The 20,701-nt window shown below is 67.1% G+C and carries 15 protein-coding genes; 9 read left to right on the forward strand and 6 right to left on the reverse strand.

Annotation, left to right across the window (positions count from 1 at the left end; translation table 11 throughout):
* The first annotated feature begins 13 nt into the window (after positions 1 to 13).
* Together E6C72_RS29700 and E6C72_RS29705 are read left to right on the forward strand one after the other, a co-directional pair.
* The gene (locus E6C72_RS29700; RefSeq protein WP_109865188.1) at positions 14 to 934 is read left to right on the forward strand and encodes a MurR/RpiR family transcriptional regulator; all 921 of its coding nucleotides are present in this window, start codon (positions 14 to 16) and stop codon (positions 932 to 934) included.
* On the forward strand, positions 934 to 1,587 hold the full coding sequence (locus tag E6C72_RS29705; protein WP_109865128.1) for a bifunctional 4-hydroxy-2-oxoglutarate aldolase/2-dehydro-3-deoxy-phosphogluconate aldolase: 654 nt from the start codon (positions 934 to 936) through the stop codon (positions 1,585 to 1,587). Before E6C72_RS29700 ends, E6C72_RS29705 begins: the two co-directional genes overlap by 1 nt.
* 33 nt (positions 1,588 to 1,620) lie before the next feature.
* Here the strand turns inward: E6C72_RS29705 and E6C72_RS29710 are convergent, their stop codons facing one another.
* Entirely contained in the window at positions 1,621 to 5,142 is a 3,522-nt protein-coding gene (locus E6C72_RS29710; RefSeq protein ID WP_109865127.1) for an ATP-binding protein, read from the reverse strand.
* Positions 5,143 to 5,237: 95 nt separating this feature from the next.
* Between E6C72_RS29710 and E6C72_RS29715 the strand changes: the two genes are divergently transcribed.
* Complete coding sequence (locus tag E6C72_RS29715) at positions 5,238 to 6,341, forward strand: amino acid ABC transporter substrate-binding protein (RefSeq protein ID WP_109865126.1); 1,104 nt, start codon at positions 5,238 to 5,240, stop codon at positions 6,339 to 6,341.
* Positions 6,342 to 6,590: 249 nt separating this feature from the next.
* Positions 6,591 to 8,306, forward strand: a complete 1,716-nt coding sequence (locus tag E6C72_RS29720; protein ID WP_109865125.1) for an MFS transporter — start codon at positions 6,591 to 6,593, stop codon at positions 8,304 to 8,306.
* A gap of 77 nt (positions 8,307 to 8,383) precedes the next feature.
* Here the strand turns inward: E6C72_RS29720 and E6C72_RS29725 are convergent, their stop codons facing one another.
* Complete coding sequence (locus E6C72_RS29725) at positions 8,384 to 9,565, reverse strand: calcium-binding protein (protein ID WP_136700871.1); 1,182 nt, start codon at positions 9,563 to 9,565, stop codon at positions 8,384 to 8,386.
* A 257-nt stretch (positions 9,566 to 9,822) separates the two neighbouring features.
* Here E6C72_RS29725 and E6C72_RS29730 point away from each other — a divergent pair, with 257 nt between their 5' ends.
* The 3 genes from E6C72_RS29730 (at position 9,823) to E6C72_RS29740 (ending at position 15,276) form a co-directional block, all read left to right on the forward strand.
* Positions 9,823 to 13,332, forward strand: a complete 3,510-nt coding sequence (locus E6C72_RS29730) for a PAS domain-containing hybrid sensor histidine kinase/response regulator (protein ID WP_109444021.1) — start codon at positions 9,823 to 9,825, stop codon at positions 13,330 to 13,332.
* A gap of 274 nt (positions 13,333 to 13,606) precedes the next feature.
* Positions 13,607 to 14,434 (forward strand): uridine kinase, encoded by an 828-nt coding sequence (locus tag E6C72_RS29735; RefSeq protein WP_109444022.1) that lies wholly within the window; start codon positions 13,607 to 13,609, stop codon positions 14,432 to 14,434.
* Positions 14,435 to 14,445: 11 nt separating this feature from the next.
* Positions 14,446 to 15,276 carry a molybdenum storage protein subunit alpha gene (locus E6C72_RS29740; protein ID WP_109444023.1) on the forward strand — a complete coding sequence of 277 codons (831 nt, stop codon included), beginning with the start codon at positions 14,446 to 14,448 and terminating at the stop codon, positions 15,274 to 15,276.
* Positions 15,277 to 15,319: 43 nt separating this feature from the next.
* On the opposite strand, the gene E6C72_RS29745 is transcribed toward E6C72_RS29740, so the two are convergent.
* The 3 genes from E6C72_RS29745 to gltA all read right to left on the reverse strand — a co-directional run bounded on the left by E6C72_RS29745 (position 15,320) and on the right by gltA (position 18,490).
* Complete coding sequence (locus E6C72_RS29745) at positions 15,320 to 15,970, reverse strand: response regulator transcription factor (RefSeq protein WP_109444024.1); 651 nt, start codon at positions 15,968 to 15,970, stop codon at positions 15,320 to 15,322.
* A gap of 128 nt (positions 15,971 to 16,098) precedes the next feature.
* Complete coding sequence (locus E6C72_RS29750; RefSeq protein ID WP_109444025.1) at positions 16,099 to 17,112, reverse strand: hypothetical protein; 1,014 nt, start codon at positions 17,110 to 17,112, stop codon at positions 16,099 to 16,101.
* Between the two features lie 46 nt (positions 17,113 to 17,158).
* A complete protein-coding gene (gene gltA, locus E6C72_RS29755; protein WP_109444026.1) occupies positions 17,159 to 18,490 on the reverse strand; it encodes a citrate synthase in 1,332 nt (443 codons plus the stop codon).
* A 217-nt stretch (positions 18,491 to 18,707) separates the two neighbouring features.
* Between gltA and E6C72_RS29760 the strand changes: the two genes are divergently transcribed.
* Positions 18,708 to 18,941: a hypothetical protein gene (locus E6C72_RS29760; protein WP_109444027.1), complete on the forward strand. Its 234-nt coding sequence runs from the start codon at positions 18,708 to 18,710 to the stop codon at positions 18,939 to 18,941.
* Positions 18,942 to 18,944: 3 nt separating this feature from the next.
* Here E6C72_RS29760 and E6C72_RS29765 read toward each other — a convergent pair whose 3' ends face one another.
* Complete coding sequence (locus E6C72_RS29765) at positions 18,945 to 19,637, reverse strand: hypothetical protein (protein WP_109444028.1); 693 nt, start codon at positions 19,635 to 19,637, stop codon at positions 18,945 to 18,947.
* Positions 19,638 to 19,748: 111 nt separating this feature from the next.
* Here E6C72_RS29765 and E6C72_RS29770 point away from each other — a divergent pair, with 111 nt between their 5' ends.
* Positions 19,749 to 20,699 carry a DUF2061 domain-containing protein gene (locus tag E6C72_RS29770; protein ID WP_109444029.1) on the forward strand — a complete coding sequence of 317 codons (951 nt, stop codon included), beginning with the start codon at positions 19,749 to 19,751 and terminating at the stop codon, positions 20,697 to 20,699.
* The last annotated feature ends 2 nt before the right edge of the window (positions 20,700 to 20,701 follow it).

Here is a 20,701-nt window from a genome sequence, read left to right on the forward strand (position 1 = left end):
CATGCTGACCCCCATGCTGGACACCATTGCCTCCTCCCTCGACAGCCTGCGCCGCGCGGAAGCCGCGGTGGCGCGCAGCGTGCTGGCCGATCCGGGTGCCGCGGTGCGTGACAGCCTGGCGCAGCTTGCCGGCAAGGCAGGAGTCAGCGAACCCTCCGTTCTGCGCTTCTGCCGCTCCGCCGGCTTCGGCGGCTTTCAGGAATTCAAGATCGCACTGGCCCAGCATCTAGCGGCGTCCGCCGTCAGGGAGGAGGTCGGCGAACGTCCGACCCCGCTGGTACGCGACCTCTCTCCCGGGGACAGCGTCGCCAGCGCGGCGGAAAAGGTGCTGAACCGCTCGATCGATGCGCTGGTCCGCCTGCGCAGCCGGCTCGACAGCATGGCGCTTGAAAAGGCCGCCGGGGTGTTGGCGCGGGCGCGGCGGGTACAGATCGTCGGCGTCGGCGCGTCGGGAACCGTGGCGCTGGACGCCCATCACAAGCTGTTCCGCCTGCTGCCGCAGGTCACCGCCAGCACCGACGCCCATCTCCAGGCGATGGCGGCGGCGACTCTCGGTCCCGGCGACGCGCTGCTGGCGATCTCCAAGACCGGCACCAGTGACGAGATCTTCGACGTCGCCGCCATCGCCCGCGACGGCGGGGCGACGGTGATCGCCATCACCGCGTCGGCGACTCCCCTGGCCGAGCGCGCTGACATCCGTTTGACCGTCGATGTGGACGAGGACACCGCCGTCCACACACCGATGGCCTCGCGCCTGGCGCAGCTGGCGCTGATCGACGTGCTGACCGTCGCCGTCGGCCTGCAGTCCCCACCCGGCCTCGACCGCCGTCTCGCCCGCATCAAGGCCGTCCTGGCCGGGCACCACCGCGTGCCGGAACGGCCGGCTTCTTCTTCCAGATCAACCGTCACCCAGAAGACCTCCGAGGAATCCTGATGTCCACATCCCAGACCCCTGTCGAAATCCTGGACCAGCTTGTCGCTTATGGCGTCGTTCCGGTCATCCGCAACAGCTCCGCCGATCTGGCCCGCACCGCCGTGACCTGGCTGCGCGAAGCCGGTTACGGCACCTTCGAGATCACCATGACCACCCCCGGCGCTGTCGGCCTGATCGAGGAGCTGTCGGCGGAGGGTGGTGCCCTGATCGGCGCCGGCACCGTCCTGACCCCGGCGGCGGTCGCCGACGTGGTCAAGGCCGGCGCCAAATACGTGGTATCACCCTGCGTAGTGCCGAAGGTCGCCGCCGCCTGCCGCGACCATGGCGTTGCCTGCCTGATGGGCGCTCTGACCCCGACCGAGGTGCATGCCGCCATCTCCGCCGGTGCCGATGCCATCAAGATCTTCCCCGCCTCCACCGTCGGCCCGGCGCACATCAAGGCGCTGAAGTCGGTGTTCCCCGGCGTCCGCTTTGTCCCGACCGGCGGCATCGATGCCACCACCGTGGCGTCCTATGTCGCGGCCGGTGTCGCCTGCGTCGGCGCCGGTGGCAAGCTGGTCGATGAAACCCTGGTCAAGAAAGGCGACCGCGAGGGTATCCTGGCCGCCGGCCGCCAGTTGATGGAAGCCTATCGCGCCGCCAAGGGGGCGTGAACCAATCGGCATGAGGCGGGGACTTCCCCCGCCTCAAACCCCCTCCAGCACCCCGCGCACCGCGTCCATCGCCGCAAGGCCGCGGCTGAAGGCGGACTCGGCGGTGGCAGCCAGTTGCTGCGCCTCGCCCCGGCGGCCCTCGCGCATGCCGTCCTCGACCGCACGCATCAGGCCGACGAAGGCGGTCAGGCCGAAATGGCTGGCCGCACCGGCAAGCCGGTGGGCAATGTCCTCGATCTCGGCATCTGGGGTGTCGGCGGCGATCAGGCGGGGCAGACCCTCCTGGGCTGAATCCAGCAGCAGGCCACGGATGGTGGCGAAGCGTGCCGGACCCAGGGAGCGGATGTAGCGCTCCAATATCTCCTCATTCACATCATCCTCCACCACCGCCGGGCGGGCCGGCGGTCCAACCGCAATCGTGCCCGTGTCAACCTCCTCCTCATCATCGGACCGTGCCGCGACGGCATTTGACAACAGGTGCATCAGGCGTTCGGGGAAGATCGGCTTCTCGATCACCGCGTCGATGCCGGCGGCGATGTAGCGGGCGCGGTCGGCGGCGAAGACGTTGGCGGTCACCGCGACGATCGGCACCGCCGCGCGATCGGCATCCTCCAGGGCGCGGATGCGGCGCGCCACCTCCGGTCCGTCGATGTCGGGCAGGCGGATGTCCAGCAGGATGGCGTCGAAGCGCCGCCGGGTTGCCAATTCCAGCGCCTTTTCGCCGGTTTCCGCCACGGTGATGCGGTGGCCGGCGTCGGACAGCAGGCCCAGCGCCACCTCCCGGTTGATGGCATCGTCCTCCACCAGCAGAAGGGCCAATGACCTCACCCGACTGATCGGCAGCAGACGGCCGGGGCGGGCGGGAAGCGCCGGCTCGACAACCCGTTGCAACGGAATGGTGACGGTGAAGACGCTGCCCAGCCCTTCCGCGCTGTCGACGCGGATGCTGCCTTGCATGGCGTCCAGCAGATGGCGGACGATGGCCAGTCCCAGCCCGCTGCCGCCGAAGCGCCGGGCGATGCTCGGATCGGCCTGCTCCAGCTTTTCGAAGATGGCGGCGCGGCGGTCGGCCGGCACGCCGATGCCGGTGTCGCGGACAGCCATACGCAGCATTTCTCCGGCACCGGAACGTTCCGGCACCGGTTCGATATCGACACGCAGATCCACCCCGCCGCGTTCGGTGAACTTCACCGCGTTGCCGACGAGATTCACCAGAATCTGGCGCAGCCGCTGGCGGTCGACCACCACCTGATCCGGCACCTGCGGCGCGATATCGAGGTCGAGGTCGATCCCCTTCTCGTTCGCCAGTCCTTCCACCGTCGCAACGACCTCCTCCAGCACCGGCAGCAGGGCGCAGGGCGCAGGGTCGAGGTCCAGCTTGCCGTCCTCGATCTTGCGCAGATCGAGGATGTCGTTGACCTGATCGAGCAGCCCGTGGCCACAGCGCATGATCGACATGGCGTAACGCCGCTCCCCGGCATGCAGCTGCCCGGTCAGCAGCAGCCGGCACAGGCCGAGGATGCCGTTCAGCGGCGTGCGCATCTCATGGCTGACGGTGGCGAGAAACTCGGTCTTGGCGGCGTCGGCGCGTTCCGCCCGCTCCTTGGCCTGCCGCAGTTCCTCCCTCGCCCGGCGCGAAGCGGTGATGTCGTTGGCGACGCAGATGATGCGGCAACGTCCGTCGCCCGACCACTCGAAGGGATGGCGCTGCAAGGCGAATACCGTGTTCTCGCCATTGCGCGGAAGCACCAGCTCCTCCACTCCCAGCGAGCGCATCGAACCGGGATCGCCGCCGGCAAGTGCCCGCCCGGTCTCCGGTCCCAGCACCTCGGCCAGGGTACGGTCCCCGATCTCGGCGCGACGGGTGCCGAAGCAGTCCTCCGCCGCCCGGTTCCACAGCAGGACGCGGCCGCTGTCGCCGTCCAGCACGTAAAGCACACTCGGCACATTGTCGATCACCGCGTCCAGGAAGGCCTGGGTCCGGCGCAACAGCTCCTCCGCCTCGCGGCGGCGGGTAATGTCGACGACCGAGCTGAGCAGCACCTCCTCCCCCTGGAACTCGAAGGCGATGCCGGACAACAGACCCCACAACCGGCGGCCGGTGCGGGTCACCAGTTCCGTCTCGACATCGAGGGCAAGGCCGCTGGTGAAGACATCGCGGACGAATTCGTCGCGCACCTGCGGGACGGACCAGACGCTGGCGGCGGGACGGCCCAGCAGCTCGCCGGCCTCGTTGACCTCGAACAGGTCGGCGGCACGGCGGTTGACGAAGCGGATCTGGCCGTCGGCGCGGCCGGAAATCACCAGCGGAACCGGGGCGACCTCCAGCACCGTGCGCAGCCATTGTTCGTTGCGGCGCAGCGCCTCGCTCTTGTCCTCGGTTTCCTGGATGTAGAAGCGCAGCGCGCGGGCAAGCTGGCCGATTTCGTCGGCACCGGTCACCGGCACTTCGGCCCGGCCGCCGCCGGTGCGGTCGCGGATCGCCTCGCTGACCGCCCACAAACGGGCCAACACCTTGCGCCGGACATACAGCACCGACAGCACCATCCCCAGCACCACCACGCCGACCGAGGCGAAGAACAGCCGGGTATAGGTGGTCGAGACCTCGATGACCTGCTGGCGGCTTTCCTCCGCCGCCTTGGTCTGCTCGACGAAAATGCCGGTGTTGAACCCGGTGTTGATCAACGACACCTGATTGGCCCGGTCGACGAGCCCGTTCAGCATCTCCGACGCCTGCAACTCGGCCTGCCGCTGGCGGAAGACGGAGCGGTCGCCCTCGACCACCGACCGCATCCCTTCGGCCAGCCGGGCGAGCCGGTCCGACACCTCCACCGCCGGCAGGGACCCGTCCAACGCCGCCAGCTGCGCCGCGGCACTGTCGGCCAAGCGGGTAAGGGCGAAGCTGTTCTCCGCCTGATGGACCGAGGCGATCAGGAACAGCAACCGCTCCGCCATCGCCAGCCAGCGCTGCACGCCGGCATCCTCCACCCCGCGCAGGGCGGGTTCCGCCAGGGCATCGGCCATCCGCCGCACATCGCGTTCACGCTCGGCGAGGGCCCGGCGTGCCGTGATACGAGCGGTCACGCCGCGGTCGATGGCGTCGCGCAGCCGCAGGATCTCATCGCGCTGCAACTTCAGGCCGGCGATCCGCTGCGCCTGCCGGCCGTCGGACGAGACCATCTCCGCCAGCAGCCGGTCATAGCCGTCCAGCTGGTCGGCCAAGCCCTGCTTAATCGTTTCGCGTCCGAAATTTTCCTGCGATAGGGCCAATTGTTCCAGGGTCCGCATGATCCGCTGGTGCTGGCGCTCCAGCTTGGCGGAGGCGACGACGGCGGGGAACTGTTCCGATGTGACCTTGGTGATGCCGGCATGCAGCCCGTCGAAGGCGATGTAGGCGCCAAGGCCGATCAGGAAGGCGACCAGCCCGTTGAAAGCGAGCGCACCGAACAGCCGCGCACCGACGCCGATCCTGACCACACCGTTTTTGCCCGCGGCCTTGCCCGGCGTCTTATCCGGTTCCGATCCGTCAGCCCCCGACCTGCTGTCGCCCGCCATTCCCGTTCCCGCTTCCCGATTTCCTCTTCCGCGCATCGTTTGCGTGACGGCGCCGGCAGCGTATCATAGCGCAGCCGTCGGATAAGGGGAGAAGGATGGGGCTGAAGCCTGTTGCCGTCGCGGTCGGCCTGCTGCTGGCGCTTCATACGTTGCCGTCGGCCGGAAACGCCGCGGCACTGCCGGAGACATCCACCGCCCGCAACGGCAATCCAGGCAGCAGCCCAGGTGGTGACCGGGGCGAGCGCCCGGTGCTGGCGGAGATCGAGCGGCGCGGCGTCGTGCGCTGCGGCGTGTCCTTCAACCCCGGTTTCGCCGCCAACGATGACGGCGGACGGCCGGTCGGCTTCATGGTCGATCTGTGCCGGGCTCTCGCCGCCGCCGTGCTGGGCAAGGCCGACGCCATCGAAATCCGCCGGCTGTCCAAGCCGCAGGAATTCGCCGCCGTCGCTGCTGGCGAGGTCGACGTCTCCTTTGCCCAGACGTCCTGGACGCTGACGCGCGACGCCACCTATGCCGTCGATTTCGGGCCGCCAATCTTCTACGACGTGCAGGGAATTGCCGCATGGCGGCAACCCGATGGCCGATCGGCGCTGGACGGAGAGCTGACGGTCTGCGTGCCGGCCGGCACCACCACCCAGGCCGAACTGGAAACCCTGATCGCCGGCGGCAAGCGGCCTTGGAAGCTGCGCAGTTTCCCCGGTTGGCCCGACACGCTGGAGGCCTTTCTCAGCCGCGACTGTGCCGCGGTCAGTGCGGACCGCGCGCTGCTGACCACGGCCCTGCATATGCTGGACACGCCGCAGGACGCGTTGGAGATCACCGACATGCCGTCACCGCTGACCTCGCGCGAACCGCTGGCCCCACTGACGCCGAACGGCGACCGCAATTGGATGGCGGCAGTCCGCTGGACCATGTTCGCCCTGTTCCTGACCGACGACGCCGGGGTGTCCGGCGCCAATGCGAATTTCCAGCGCATCACCGGGAGCAGCGAGATGCGCCGCCTGCTGTCGGGCATGCCGGACGTTGCGGCAAAGGCCGGCCTGCGTCCGGACTGGGCCTATCAGGCAGTGGTGCAGGTCGGCAATTACGGCGAAATCTTTGAGCGTAACCTCGGCAACCGATCGCCCTTCAAGCTCGAGCGCGGCCTGAATCGGCCCTGGACCCAGGGCGGACTGCTGTATGCACCGGTTTTTCAGTGACTTTGTCAGTGATGCTTCTTCCGGCAACGACCAACCAATGCCGTGAAGCGCGCAAAAAAGTATTGTAACCCTATACCTCCAACCCGGTGACCCCCGACCATGGTCGGGGGTGACGCACAAGGTTCGTGCACACAACTATCCGTGACATAACCAAGACGTGGGCTCGGTCATCGAATCAGCTGACCGACATGCACCGCTCGTGAAAAACCAACCATAGTTATGGCTTATTCACTTGGGAGGGTGAAGACCATGGCCTATGCGGCTTCGACATCGGACGCCGTCCGACCGATGACCGGCGAGGAGAAGAAAGTCATCTTCGCATCCTCGCTCGGGACCGTCTTCGAATGGTATGACTTCTATCTCTACGGATCACTCAGCGCGGTCATCGCCGCACAGTTCTTCTCCGGCGTCAACCCGACCGCGGCCTTCATCTTCGCGCTGATGGCGTTTGCCGCCGGTTTCGCGGTCCGCCCGTTCGGCGCCCTGGTCTTCGGCCGTCTCGGCGACATGATCGGCCGCAAATACACTTTCCTGGTCACCATCCTGATCATGGGCCTGTCGACCTTCATCGTCGGCATCCTGCCCAACTATGCCTCCATCGGCATCGCCGCCCCGATCATCCTGATTGGCCTGCGCCTGTTGCAGGGGCTGGCGCTGGGCGGCGAGTATGGCGGTGCCGCCACCTATGTCGCCGAACATGCGCCGCACGGCCGCCGCGGCAACTACACCTCCTGGATCCAGACCACCGCGACGCTGGGCCTGTTCCTCTCGCTGCTGGTCATCCTGGGCTGCCGTGTCGCCATGTCGCCGGAGGATTTCAACGCCTGGGGCTGGCGCATCCCATTCCTGATCTCCATCGTTCTGCTCGGCATTTCGGTCTGGATCCGGCTGATGCTGAACGAATCGCCCGCCTTCAAGAAAATGAAGGAGGAAGGCAAGCATTCAAAGGCGCCGCTGACCGAATCCTTCGGTGAGTGGAAGAATCTGAAGATCGTCCTGCTTGCGCTGTTCGGTCTGGTTGCCGGTCAGGCGGTGGTCTGGTACACTGGCCAGTTCTATGCCCTGTTCTTCCTGACCCAGACGCTGAAGGTCGATGCCCAGGCGGCCAACCTGATGATCGCCGCGGCCCTGCTGATCGGTACGCCCTTCTTCGTGATCTTCGGCACGCTTGCCGACCGGATCGGCCGCAAGCCGATCATCATGGCCGGGCTGCTGCTTGCCTGCCTGACCTACTTCCCGCTGTTCAAGGGCATCACCCACTACGCCAACCCGGCGCTCGAGGAAGCCATCGCCACCTCGCCGGTGGTGGTGGTCGCCGATCCGAACGAATGCTCGTTCCAGTTCAACCCGGTCGGCACCAGCCAGTTCACCAGTTCCTGCGACATCGCCAAGAGCGCCCTGGTGAAGCGCGGCATCCCCTACACCAACGAAGCGGCGCCGGCAGGCACCGTGGCGTCGATCAAGGTCGGCAGCACGGTCATCCCCAGCTATTCCGCCCTGCCGCAGACCAACACCACCGTGTCGCTGAGCCACGGCCCGGCCACCGCCGCCACCCCGACCGACGCAAAGGCCGCCGGTGCGGCCTTCGACAAGGGGTTGGGTGATGCGCTGAAGGCCGCCAACTATCCAGCCAAGGCCGATCCGGCCCGCATCGACACGGTGATGGTCATCGCCCTGCTGACGGTGCTGGTCATCTATGTGACCATGGTCTACGGCCCGATCGCCGCGATGCTGGTGGAGATGTTCCCGACCCGCATCCGCTATACCTCGATGTCGCTGCCCTACCACATCGGCAACGGCTGGTTTGGCGGCTTCCTGCCGACCACCTCCTTCGCCATCGTGGCCGCCACCGGCGACATTTATTCCGGCCTCTGGTACCCGATCGTCATCGCCGCGGCGACCCTGGTGATCGGCCTGCTGTTCGTTCGTGAAACCAAGGACGTCGACATCTACCAGCACGACTGACCGCCATCGCGAGGCTGATATGAAAAGCGGGCGGAGGGGATGATCCTCCGCCCGCTTGTGTTTCAGCCAGCCTTCCGTCAGGCGATGGTCAGCGTCGCATTCCGCTGCACCGCATCGTCCACGGCGAATGCGGCACCAGTGCTGTGAGCCAGCGGTGCAGCGCTTCGGCCCTCCTCATAGCCCTCCGCGACATAATGGGCGGTCGCCGCCTGGAGATCGCTGCCGAAGGCGGCCTGCAGGTCCGGGTAGCGCGCCAGATAGGCCTGCGCATCGAAGCCCAGGCTCCGCCCCTCGTTCCGGCCGATGGTGGCGTAGTGGAGCGCGGCCGCGGTCGGATCATTGCCGAAGACCTGGATCAGGTCAGGGTTGGCAGCCAGATAGGCCTCCGCATCGAAATCGAACCGCCGATTCTCGTTCCGGCCGGTCTCGATGTAATGGCGGGTGGCGTCGGCCGTGTTGGTGCCGAAGGCGGCGGCGAGGTCCGGATTGTCGGCCAGATAGCCGGCGGCGTTGAAGGTCAGCGTCCGCCCCTCGCTCCATCCGAAGGACCGGTAATGGTCGAAGGCGGCCTCGCTGTCCGTGCCGTAGACGGCGGCGAGGTCCGGATTGGCCGCAAGGTAGGACAGCCCGTCGAACACGGGGGCGGAGGCTCCGGCCACCGTCTGGTCGCTGTACTGGATGAACTCGACGTTGGTCAGCCGGTCATAGCCGCCGGCGTCGATCACATAGATCTCGCCGTCGTATTTGACCGCACCGCTGTCGGCCCGCGTGGCGCCGCGGACGACCGTGTCAATTCCGTCGCCCCCGTCGATCAGGTTGACGCCGCTGCCGCCGTCCAGCAGGTCGTCACCGGCACCACCCTTGATGGTGTCGTCACCGGCATAACCGCGCAACGTGTCATTGCTGTCCGACCCCAGCAGAATGTCGTTGCCCCCCATCAGCGCGAGGCGGATCGCCTCCGGATCGGTGCCGCTGCTGGCCCAGCCCAGCACCGTCGCGATCGGCAGGCTCAAATCCCCCACCGTGACGTCGCCAACGCCGTTGGCTCCGTTGGTGACGCTGCTGATTGTACCGCCGGTCAGAGTTGTGCCGGTGGGGTCGTAGGTGAAATTGCCACGGAAATCGGTGAACCGGTTGTCGGAAAAGCTGACGACGATCTGGTTGGGCGTGGCGACGGTGACCGTGCCCCCCTGGATGTCCGTCACGCCGAGCGCGTCGGTGTTGATGCTGGACTGGGAACCGGGGGTAACCGATACCATTCGGACTCTCCTTCACCTTGCATGGTCGAGCAACGGCTTTTGCAGCCGTGCACGAAGAACACCGAAGCGTCGGAAGTGTCCCGGCAGGGGTGGGCATGCTGTCGGACGGTCCCCCTTTGCCCCCTGCGTCACCAATCCCAGCCTTTTGCGCCCTGTCGAAGGTGGAAGGCCACGGTGGGCACGGCGGTGGTGCCGGTTTTGTGTTAGGCTCACACCCCATAGGGAGTGAAAATCAAGAACGGGATGCGCAAAGCCCCATGGAAAGCTGGTTCATCCTGGCCGCATCGCTGGCCTATCTGCTGTCGCTGTTCGCCATAGCGTGGTACGGCGACCGGACCGGTCCCCATGGCAGCGACCGGCGCACGCCCTGGCTTTATGCGCTGAGCTTCGGCGTCTATTGCACCTCCTGGACCTTCTATGGCGCGGTCGGTCGGGCGGCGACCGGCGGCTTCTACTTCCTGCCGATCTATATCGGGCCGATCCTGATGATCGGGCTGGGCTGGCCAGTGCTGGCCCGCATCGTCAGGGTGGCCAAATCGGAGAATGTCGTCTCCATTTCCGACTTCCTGTCCGCACGCTACGGCAAGAGCCGCGGCCTGGCGGCTCTCGTCACCGTTGCCGCCGTGATCGGCCTGCTGCCCTACATCGCCCTGCAATTGAAGGCGATCAGCGTGAGTTTCGAGATCCTGGCCGGAGCCTCGTTGGGCACCGATCTCAGCCAGATGCCGGGCGGGACCGCGCTGATGGCGGCGCTGCTGATGGCGGCCTTCGCCATCCTCTTCGGCGTGCGCAGCGTATCGGCCAACGAACACCACCGCGGCCTGATGATGGCGATCGCCGCGGAATCGGTGGTGAAGCTGGCGGCGGCGCTCGGCGTGGGCGGGGCCATCGCCATCTCCGTCTTCGGCGACCCGGCGACCTTCGTCGACGCCGCGGTGCGCCATCCGGGCTTTCTGGAGCTGATCCGGCTGGACAACATCGGCACCGACTGGTGGGTGGCGTGCCTGCTGTCCGGGCTGGCGATTCTCTGCCTGCCGCGCCAGTTCCACGTCGCGGTGGTGGAGAACACCCATGGCGGCGACGTGCGGTCGTCGGCGAAGCTGTTCCCCGCCTATCTGGTCGCCATCAACCTGTTCGTCCTGCCGGTGGCGCTGGCCGGGCTGATGCTGTTCCCGGACGGCACGACCAACGCCGATACCTTCATGGTGTCGATCCCCTTGAGCCAGGGCTGGCCGTGGCTGGCGCTCGCCGCCTTCATCGGCGGGCTTTCGGCCGCCACCAGCATGATCCTGGTCGAGATGGTGGCGCTCAGCACCATGATCTGCAACGACGTCGCCGTCCCGCTGCTGATGGCGCTACGCCCCGACGACCGGCGGCTGCGCGACGATCCGGCGGGCATCCTGCTGCTGGTGCGGCGGTCGGCGGTGATCGTGCTGGTTCTGCTGTCCTATGGCTGCTATCGGCTGATCGGCCCGGCCTTTCCGCTGGCGACCATCGGCATGATGAGCTTCACCGCGGTGGCCCAGTTCGCCCCCGCACTGCTCGGCGGCCTGGTCTGGAGCCGGGCCAGCCGCAGCGGCGCCTTCGCCGGCATCTGCGCCGGCTTCCTCGGCTGGGCCTACACGATGCTGCTGCCGTCCTTCGCCGACGCCGGATGGCTGGCCTCCAGCGCGTTGCGCGAGGGCCCGTTCGGCCTGACCGGCCTCAGCCCGGTGGCGCTGGCCGGCATCGCCGGCATCGACCCGCTGACCAACGCCGCGCTGTGGAGCCTGGGGCCGAACATCCTCCTTTTCGTGCTGGTCTCCCTGCTGACCCGGCCATCGACGCTGGAGCGCCAGCAGGCAGCCCGTTTCATGAGCCTCCGCCGTTCCGCCGACGGCGAGGCGCACGGGCCGCGTGGCGCCACCCTGGCCGATCTGCATGATCTGGCGGTGCGGTATGTCGGGCAGTCGCGCGCCGATACCGCCTTCCGCCGCTTCACCGGGGTGGCCGACGGCGATCTGCGGACCGCCCTGCTGATGCGCACCGATGGCGAGGCGATCCAATTGACCGAACGGCTGCTGGCCGGAGCGGTCGGTTCGGCTTCCGCCCGCGTGGTGGTGGCGGGATTGCTGTCCGACCGCCGGCTGTCGCGCACCGATGCGCGCTCGATCATCGACGAGGCCTCGCGCGCCATCCTGAAGCAGCATGAGCTTCTGCGCGCCACCGTGGAGAATGTGCCCCAGGGCATTGCCGTGTTCGACGAGGACTGGCGCGTCGCCACCTGGAACAACCAGTTCCTCGTCCTGCTGGATCTGCCCGACGGCTTCGTCCAGGTCGGCACCTCGCTGCAGGACATCGTCGGGCTGATCGCGCGGCGCGGCGAATATGGCCGCAACGGCGAGATCGAGACGCTGCTGGAGCGCCGGTCCGACCCGCGCCGCCGCAACAAGCCCGACGTCTATGAGCGGGTGCGGCCCGATGGCACGGTGCTGGAGATCGCAACCAATCCCATGCCCGGTTCAAAGCCGGGCGGCGGCGGTTTTGTTGCCGTCTACACCGACGTGACCGAGCGCCACCGCGCCGCCGCCGCCCTGCGCGAAGCAAACGAAACGCTGGAACGCCGCATCACCGAGCGCACCCACGCCCTGTCGGAAGCGAAGGCGGAGGCCGAGCGCGCCAACCGCGGCAAGACCCGCTTCCTGGCCGCCGCCAGCCACGACCTGCTGCAGCCACTGCATGCCGCCCGGCTGTTCCTGTCGGCTCTGGGCGAACGCAACGGCGACAGCGCCATCCGCCAGATCGACGCCTCGCTGCGGTCGGTGGAGACGATCCTGGGTGATCTGCTGGACGTGTCGAAGATCGACAGCGGCGTGGTGAAGCCGAACCCGGTACCGATGCGGATCGAGGAACTGCTGAAGCCGCTGGGCGAGGAGTTCACCGTGCTGGCCAGCCGCCACGGGTTGGGGCTGCGGGTGGTCGACTGTTCAGCCACCGTGCGCAGCGACCCGACGCTGCTGCGGAGGATTCTCCAGAACTATCTGGCGAACGCGGTCCGTTACACCCGTACCGGCCGCATCCTGCTGGGCTGCCGCCGGCGGGGGAATTTCCTGTCCATCGAGGTGTGGGACACCGGCCCCGGCATCCCCGAACACAAGGTGCCGGAAATCTTCATGGAGTTCCGCCAGCTCGACAATGACGCCGACCACGATGATCGGGGCGACCGCGGCAAGGGTCTAGGCCTCGGTCTCGCCATCGTCGAGCGTCTGGCCGGCATCCTCGGCCACACGGTGCAGGTGCGCTCCCGCGTCGGGCGGGGCAGCGCCTTCTCGGTGCTGGTACCGCTGACCGATGAGCCGGTCGCCGCCCGCGCGGTGGTGGCCCGCCCGCGCGGGCGGGACCTGCGCGGCGTCCTTGTGCTTTGCCTGGAGAACGAACCGGCCATTGCCCGCGCCACCGAGGATCTGTTGTCCAGCTGGTCCTGCCGCGTCGTCACCGCCGCCGCCCCCGACCTTGCGCTGGCCAAGCTGGAAGGGCGGACACCAGACGTGATCCTGACCGACTACCACCTCGACCGCAGCCTGACCGGCGTGGAGGCCTTGGCGACGTTGCGAGCGTCACTGGGCAGCGACATCCCCGCCGCCGTTGTCACCGCCGACCGCGACCCCGCCGTGCGCGAGGACATCGAAGCGGCCGGCTGCCGGCTGCTCTACAAGCCGGTACGGCCGGGCGCGCTGCGGGCGCTGCTGGGGCAGCTGCTCGCCGAAGGGCAGCGGATGGCCGGTTAGCCGCGCCAGACCATAACCCTGCCGTCGGTAGGCCTATTGACGGTTGAGCGTCCTGGTCATACCGTCTTGCAGCATCGACCGTCACGGCAAGCCTTGGAGTGCCCGATCAACGGACTCCACGATCCGAACAGGCGCCGTCAGGCAGGATGCGGATACCGGTGCGACGCTCTGCGGCTTCGTTCGGAACCGTCGGGAGGAAGCGGTTTCGCAGGGATGGGGCGGCGGCGGCGACTCCCATTGACGTGCAATGACGGAACGAAAGGATTGCCCTTCCATGGTAAATCCCACGGCGGCACATTCCACGGCGGACCTCGAGGCGCTGCTGATGCAGCGACCGCTGACCGACGCCGAGCTTCAGGCCACGGCCGAGGCGGCAGCGGATTTCCGCATCCTCCCCGATGCCACGGTGATCAAGATCGGCGGCCAGAGCGTGATCGACCGCGGCCGCTCGGCGGTCTACCCGCTGGTCGACGAAATCGCGGCGGTGCGCAAGACGCACAAGCTGCTGATCGGCACCGGCGCCGGTACGCGCGCCCGGCACCTCTACTCCATCGCTGCCGGCCTCGGCCTGCCGGCGGGCGTGCTGTCACAGCTCGGCGCCTCGGTCGCCGACCAGAACGCCGCCATGCTGGGCCAGCTTCTTGCCAAGCATGGCGTTTCCGCCGTGGACGGCGCCGGCCTGTCCGTGGTCCCGCTCTATCTGGCGGAGGTGAACGCGGTGGTCTTCAGCGGCATGCCGCCCTACACGCTGTGGATGCGCCCGCCGGCCAACGGGGTCATCCCGCCCTACCGCACCGACGCCGGCTGCTTCCTGGTCGCCGAGCAGTTCGGCTGCAAGCAGATGATCTATGTGAAGGACGAGAACGGGCTCTACACCGCCAATCCCAAGACCTCCAAGAATGCGACCTTCATTCCGAAGATTTCGGTGGACGAGATGAAAGCGAAGGGATTGCAGGACTCGATCCTGGAATTCCCGGTGCTCGACCTGCTGAAGGCCGCGCGCCATGTCCACGAGGTGCAGATCGTCAATGGTCTGATCCCCGGCAATCTGACCCGCGCGCTCGCCGGCGAGCATGTCGGCACCATCATCACCGCGAGCTGAGGAGCCAGAACATGTCCGATAGCGTCAACACCATCAAGCATATCGCCTCACCGCTCGCGCGACAGACCCTTCTCAACGACGACCTGACCCGTCCCGTCGCCGGTGGACGCCCGATCCCGCTGCTGCCCTGGCTGCATGTGGTGAAGATCGGCGGGCGGTCGATCATGGACCGGGGACGCGACGCGATCCTGCCGATGGTCGAGGAAATCCGCCGCATCCTGCCGGAACACCGCCTGCTGATCCTGACCGGCGCCGGCATCCGCGCCCGTCATCTCTACAGCGTCGGGCTGGATCTGGGACTGCCGGTCGGTTCGCTGGCGCCGCTGGCGGCGAGTGAGGCCGGACAGAACGGTCACATCCTGGCCTCGCTGCTGGCGCCTGATGGTGTCTCCTATGTGGAGCATCCGACCATTGCCGGCCAGCTGGCCGTCCATCTGTCGGCGGCCCGTGCGGTGGTGGGCAGCGCCTTTCCGCCCTATCACCATCACGAATTCCCGACCTCGCGCATCCCCTCGCACCGGGCCGACACCGGGGCCTTCCTGCTGGCCGACGCGCTGGGAGCAGCCAGCCTGACCATCGTCGAGGATGTGGACGGCATCTACAGCACCGACCCCAACGGGGCGGACGGTGCCACCGCCCGTCTGCTGCCGGAGATCACGGTTGCCGATCTGGCTGCCCACGATGGTCCCTTGCCGGTGGACCGGGCATTTGTCGAGGTGCTGGCGAACGCCCGCCACATCACCGGCGTCCAGTTGGTGAACGGCTTGGTTCCGGGACGGCTGACCGCCGCACTGCGTGGCGAGCATGTTGGCACCGTCATCCACACCGGCGCCCGCCGCTGATGGCAGGTCAGCGGGCGGGCCGTTGGTTCCGGTCCGCCCGCCTCTACTCCACCGGCGGCGGGGGTGCGGCGGACAGCGCCAACTGGCTCGCCAGCACCGCCGCCTGCGTCCTGGTCAGCACGCCCAGCTTGCGCAGGATCGTGGTGACATGGGCCTTCACCGTCGTTTCGGCGACGTTCATCTCGTAGGCGATCTGCTTGTTCAGCTTGCCTTCGGCGATGCCGGCCAGAACCCGCAGTTGCTGGGGGGTCAGAGTGGCGGCGCGCTGGGCCGGGTCGGGGGCATCGGTCTCCGGACCGCCGTTGATCTCCGGCAGCCACAGCTCTCCGTCCAGCACGGCATGGATCGCTTCGATGATCTGGGTGTTGGGAGCAGATTTCGGAACGAAACCGGAGGCGCCATAGTCGATGGCGCGCTGTATCGTCACCGGATCCTCCGATGCCGATACCACGATCACCGGAATCGCCGGATGTTCGGAGCGGAGCATCATCAGCCCGATCAAGCCGCTCATGCCGGGCATGTGCAGGTCGAGCAGGATGACGTCCGGCGGCTCCCCGGTGTCCAGCAGCGGCTTGATCTGCTCGAACCGCGACGCCTCCAGGATCACGGCGCCGGCAATCGCCTGCCCGATGGTCTGGGTCAAGGCGGTGCGCATCAGCGGGTGGTCGTCGGCAATCAGGATGCGGTGCGACATCGACTTTCCGCGTACTTTCCGGCTATGGACATTCCGGGTTTAAAACCGTTCCAACAGTATCCCCTTGCAGCCGCCCGTTGACAACTGCGCCCAATGCCGCGCGTCGAAGTTTCCGGTGGATTTTACCCTTATCCGTCCGCGGACGGGATGGCGCCGGCGCTGGTGCGTTCGTGGATGGCCTGACGACGGAAGCGGTACAGCTCGGCAGGACGTCCGCCGGTCTGGCTTTCATACTGGCCGGTGGGTTCGACGAAGCCGCCGGAGATCATCAGGCGGCGGAAATTCTGCTTGTGCACCCGCTCGCCCGACAGCGCCTCCACCACCAGTTGGAGCTGATGCAGGGTGAAGGTCGGCGGCAGCAGTTCGAAGACGATCGGGCGGTAGCGCAGCTTGCCGCGCAGCCGCTCCAGCGCGGTCGCCAGAATGCGACGGCCGTCTCGCGCCATCGGCCGGCCGAGCGCTCGCGGCATCGGCCCGCCGCCCGATATGGATGAGTCGACCCGCGCGGCGAGGTCGCGGTCACGAAAGGATTCCACCACCAGCCCGGCCTCATAGAGCAGCTCGAACCGCTCCAGCACGCGCTCCATGTCCCAGTCGGCGCCATCCAGGCCGAAGGCCATCTGGGCACGTTCGGCACGGCGCAGGCGGGTCTCCTCGTCGGGCGCCGCGGCGATCCAGCCGGCGAGCGCCGGCGCGATCACCCCATCCAGCAGCGGCGGGCGCTGGTCGCGCCAGTCCTCCCACGGGAAATGGTCGTAGAGATCGCGCCATTCGGCCGAAGCCTCTCCTCCCAGCGGGCCGTCGCGGACCAGCGCCAGATAGCCGACCACGACCGACCGCGGGCCGCCGAACAACTCGTGCGGATCGCGGTAGCGATCGCCGAAGGTGTAGAGTTGCTCGACATAGCGCAACGCCAAGCCGGACAGCCCCTCCGCCACCGCGCGGACACCGTCCTGAAGGGTGCGGAAGCGCTCCGGCTCGAAGGGTGCGCCGGGCAGCGCGTCGCGATGCGGCAGCGGTTCGTCACCGCGCCGATGGTTGTCCGGCACGGTGAAGCCACTGCGCACTGTCACCACGCGCGGAGTCCCGCCGGTCACCGCGACGATGGCGACCGACAGGCCGAGTTGAAGGGGCTGGGTCACGGGAAGCCCCTCTCCTTTCGGAGAGGGGCTGCCGTCATTCGTCCGCTCAACGCTTGTCCAGCGGGACGAAGGGGCGGGCGGCGCTGCCGGTAAAGAGCTGACGCGGACGGCCGATCTTCTGGGCCGGATCCTCGATCATCTCCTTCCACTGGCTGATCCAGCCGACGGTGCGGGCCAGCGCGAACAGCACGGTGAACATGCTGGTCGGGAAGCCCATCGCCTTCAGGATGATGCCCGAGTAGAAATCGACGTTCGGATAGAGCTTCTTCTCGATGAAGTACTCGTCCGACAGGGCGATCTTCTCCAGTTCCATCGCGATGGCCAGATGCGGTTCGTTCTGGATGCCAAGGCGGTCGAGGACCTGATAGCAGGTCTCGCGCATGATCTTGGCCCGCGGGTCGTAGTTCTTGTAGACCCGGTGGCCGAAGCCCATCAGGCGGAAGCTGTCGTTCTTGTCCTTGGCCCGGCGCACGAACTCGGGGATGCGCTCCACCGAGCCGATCTGGTCGAGCATCTTCAGCACGGCCTCGTTCGCGCCGCCATGGGCCGGCCCCCACAATGCTGCGATGCCCGACGCGATGCAGGCGAACGGGTTGGCGTGCGACGAACCGGCCAGACGGACGGTGGAGGTCGAGGCGTTCTGCTCGTGGTCGGCATGCAGGATGAAGATCTTGTCCATCGCCGCCGACAGGACCGGATCGACCTTCCATTCCTCGCACGGCGTGCCGAACGTCATGTAGAGGAAGTTCTCCGCATAGGACAGGTCGTTGCGCGGATACATGAAGGGTTCGCCGACCGTGTATTTGTAGGCCATCGCGGCCATGGTCGGCATCTTGGCGATCAGGCGGTGCGCGGCGATCTTGCGCTGAACCGGATCGAAGATGTCGGTGGAATCGTGATAGAAGGCCGACAGGGCGCCGACGACACCGCACATGATCGCCATCGGATGTGCGTCACGGCGGAAACCGCTGTAGAACTTGGCCAGCTGCTCGTGCACCATCGTGTGATAGGTGATGGTGCGCTCGAAATCGGCCTTCTGCTGCGGGTTGGGCAGTTCACCGTTCAGCAGCAGGTGGCAGACCTCCAGGAAGTCGCAATTCTCGGCCAGATCAGCGATGGCATAGCCGCGGTGCAGCAGAATGCCCTCGTCGCCGTCGATGTAGGTGATGGCCGAATCGCAGGCGGCGGTGGAGGTGAAGCCGGGATCGTAGGTGAAATAGCCGGTTTCGGCATAGAGCTTGCGAATGTCGATCACGTTGGGGCCGGTGGACCCGCCGAGCAGCGGCAGCTTCAAAGTCTTGCCGGTGGCGTCGTCGGTCAGCGTGACGGTGCCGACCTGGGTCACATCGCCGTGCGGCGTGTGCTTGCTCGATTCCATGACCTTTTCACACTCCTTGCTGGCCGGCTGGGCGGCGGCTCACGGCCTCCGCTGCCGGACCTTGGTGGTTGGCCCGTCGTCAGGCGCGCTTTCGATGCGCGCTCTTCGGCGCTCTGGAGCGCCGCGCCGTCTTCTCCCGGTCTCCGAAGGATAGGGTGGACGTGGAACACGCATCCATCCTGGTCGTTGACACCTCCAGAAGATAGCAGAGGACATCATGACCGACACGCCTCAAACACGCACCCCCTCCGAAGGAATGCCCCAGCCGAAGAAATCGGGAGCCGACACCCATAACCAGACCCCGGCCGGCGAGCGCTCCGCGCGCGAGGATATGACGAAGACGCCGGGCGACGGTACCCTTCAGGACGCCACCCCGGCCGGGATGTCGTCGAAGGAGTTGCGGCAACGGGCAGAGGATACCGACGGCTCGACCCAGCCCGGCACCGGCTGACGGCTATTTCGCCGCATGCAGCCTTGCCGCGTCAGCCATCGGCAACGTCGGGGCGGGTCGCATCGGCTTGGGCTGCTCAGGTTTCGATGGCGGCGGGCTGTAATAGTCCCAGAGCATGGTGTTGGCATAGAACCAGCCGGCCTTGGCCAGCGACAGGCCCGACGCCAGCCCCAGTGCGCCACTGGCCGTGCCGGTGGCGTAATAGCTGACGGCCATGAGGGCCGGCAGGTTCACCACCTTGTAGGTCATGAACTTCCAGGTGGTGCGCTCGGCACTTTCCTTCAGCACCTCCGCCGGAGCATCGCCAGCGTGCATCTGCGGATAGGCGCTATCCCAGAAATAATCGGTCAGAACATAGCTGACGGAAGAGTAGGCGGTCAGCACGGACGACAGCGCCAGTCCCTGCATCATGTCGCCGGTCGTCACGGAATAGGCCACCGTGTTGGTGAGGAACGTGCCCACCTTGTAGGTCAGCGCCCGCATGGCCGAGCGCTCCAGCGACGCCTCGGTCCCTTGCTTGGCGGGATCGGTGGGCTCGGCGGCAGGGGCGATCCCTGGAAAAGCCAGGACCGATGCGATCGACAGGCTCACGGCGGCGTTGCGCAGCTGAGACTGAAGAGCGAAGGAAGCTGCGTGCACCGAAAACCCCATGACCGACATACTGCCTTTGCCAGTGTTGCAGAGCAGCAGACGCATGGCAATCGTCTTTCTCTCGCTATGCGTGTGCCCATGACAGAGTATGCGGTGGTCCGCGCCGCTCTCGAATGTTAGGGTCGGATCACTGACAATCCCGCCAGGGAAGACAGCATGCCACACCGGTTCTTCGCCCCGCTTCTGGCACTGTTTCTGCTTCTGTCGGCGCGCGCCGACGCTGCCGAACCGCTGAGCGGCCATGCCATTCTGGCCGGCAAGCAGATTCCCCTGCCGGCCGGCGAATGGGTTCTGGCGGGACGCGACGGATCGGGACAGTTCCAGACTGCGGTCCTCATCCAGCTGGACGGACAGCAGGTCCGCGCCTTCCTCATCGCGACCACGAACGCGCAGCCTGGAACCGCCGGTTGGGGCCTGACGCACGACTGTTCAGGCCGGGACGGCGCTTTCGCAACCATCGATTACGCCTCGTCCATCGACGGGGCGTGCCGATTCGTCGGGCGCGTCACCACCAGCATCGGCACCGGGACCGCAACGGCCTGGATCGCCGCGACGGAAATGGCGCGGCAGCAAGGCTGGACGATGCCGGACCGCTGGCTGATGGCGGGGGTCCGTCTGACCGACCGGAGGGACGTGGTCGATGTCCGCTATCATTTCGCGGACGGCAACCTGCGATCCACCATCGCCCCGCAGAGCGCCGTCGCCTGGAGCGCCCAAGCCCTGTCTGCGGTCCAGCATGGGCTGCGCGGCCAGCTGGCCGCGGCCGACGCCCTGCCCATGCCCCAATCCGGGACGGCCACGCCTGTTTCACCATCCCCGGCGCAACCGGTTTCCACAGCTGCTGCCGGCGAGGTGAGTTGGGGCACCAGCTTGATGAAAACGCTCAGTTGGCGGGCGGTCGGCACCGTCGGCGATCTTGCCGTCGCCTACCTGTTCACCGGTGACCCGGTCTTGTCGGGCGGGCTCGCGGCGACCGGCGCGGTGGTCAACAGTGTCCTGTACTTCGGCCATGAGCTGGCATGGGGCTATTCGAGCGAAGGTCCACCAATGCTTGAATTCCCCGGCGCATCGTCGAGCAACGGTGCGAGCAGCGCGGCGCCGGGCTGACG

This window comes from Azospirillum sp. TSH100 (genome assembly GCF_004923295.1).
Lineage (GTDB): Bacteria > Pseudomonadota > Alphaproteobacteria > Azospirillales > Azospirillaceae > Azospirillum.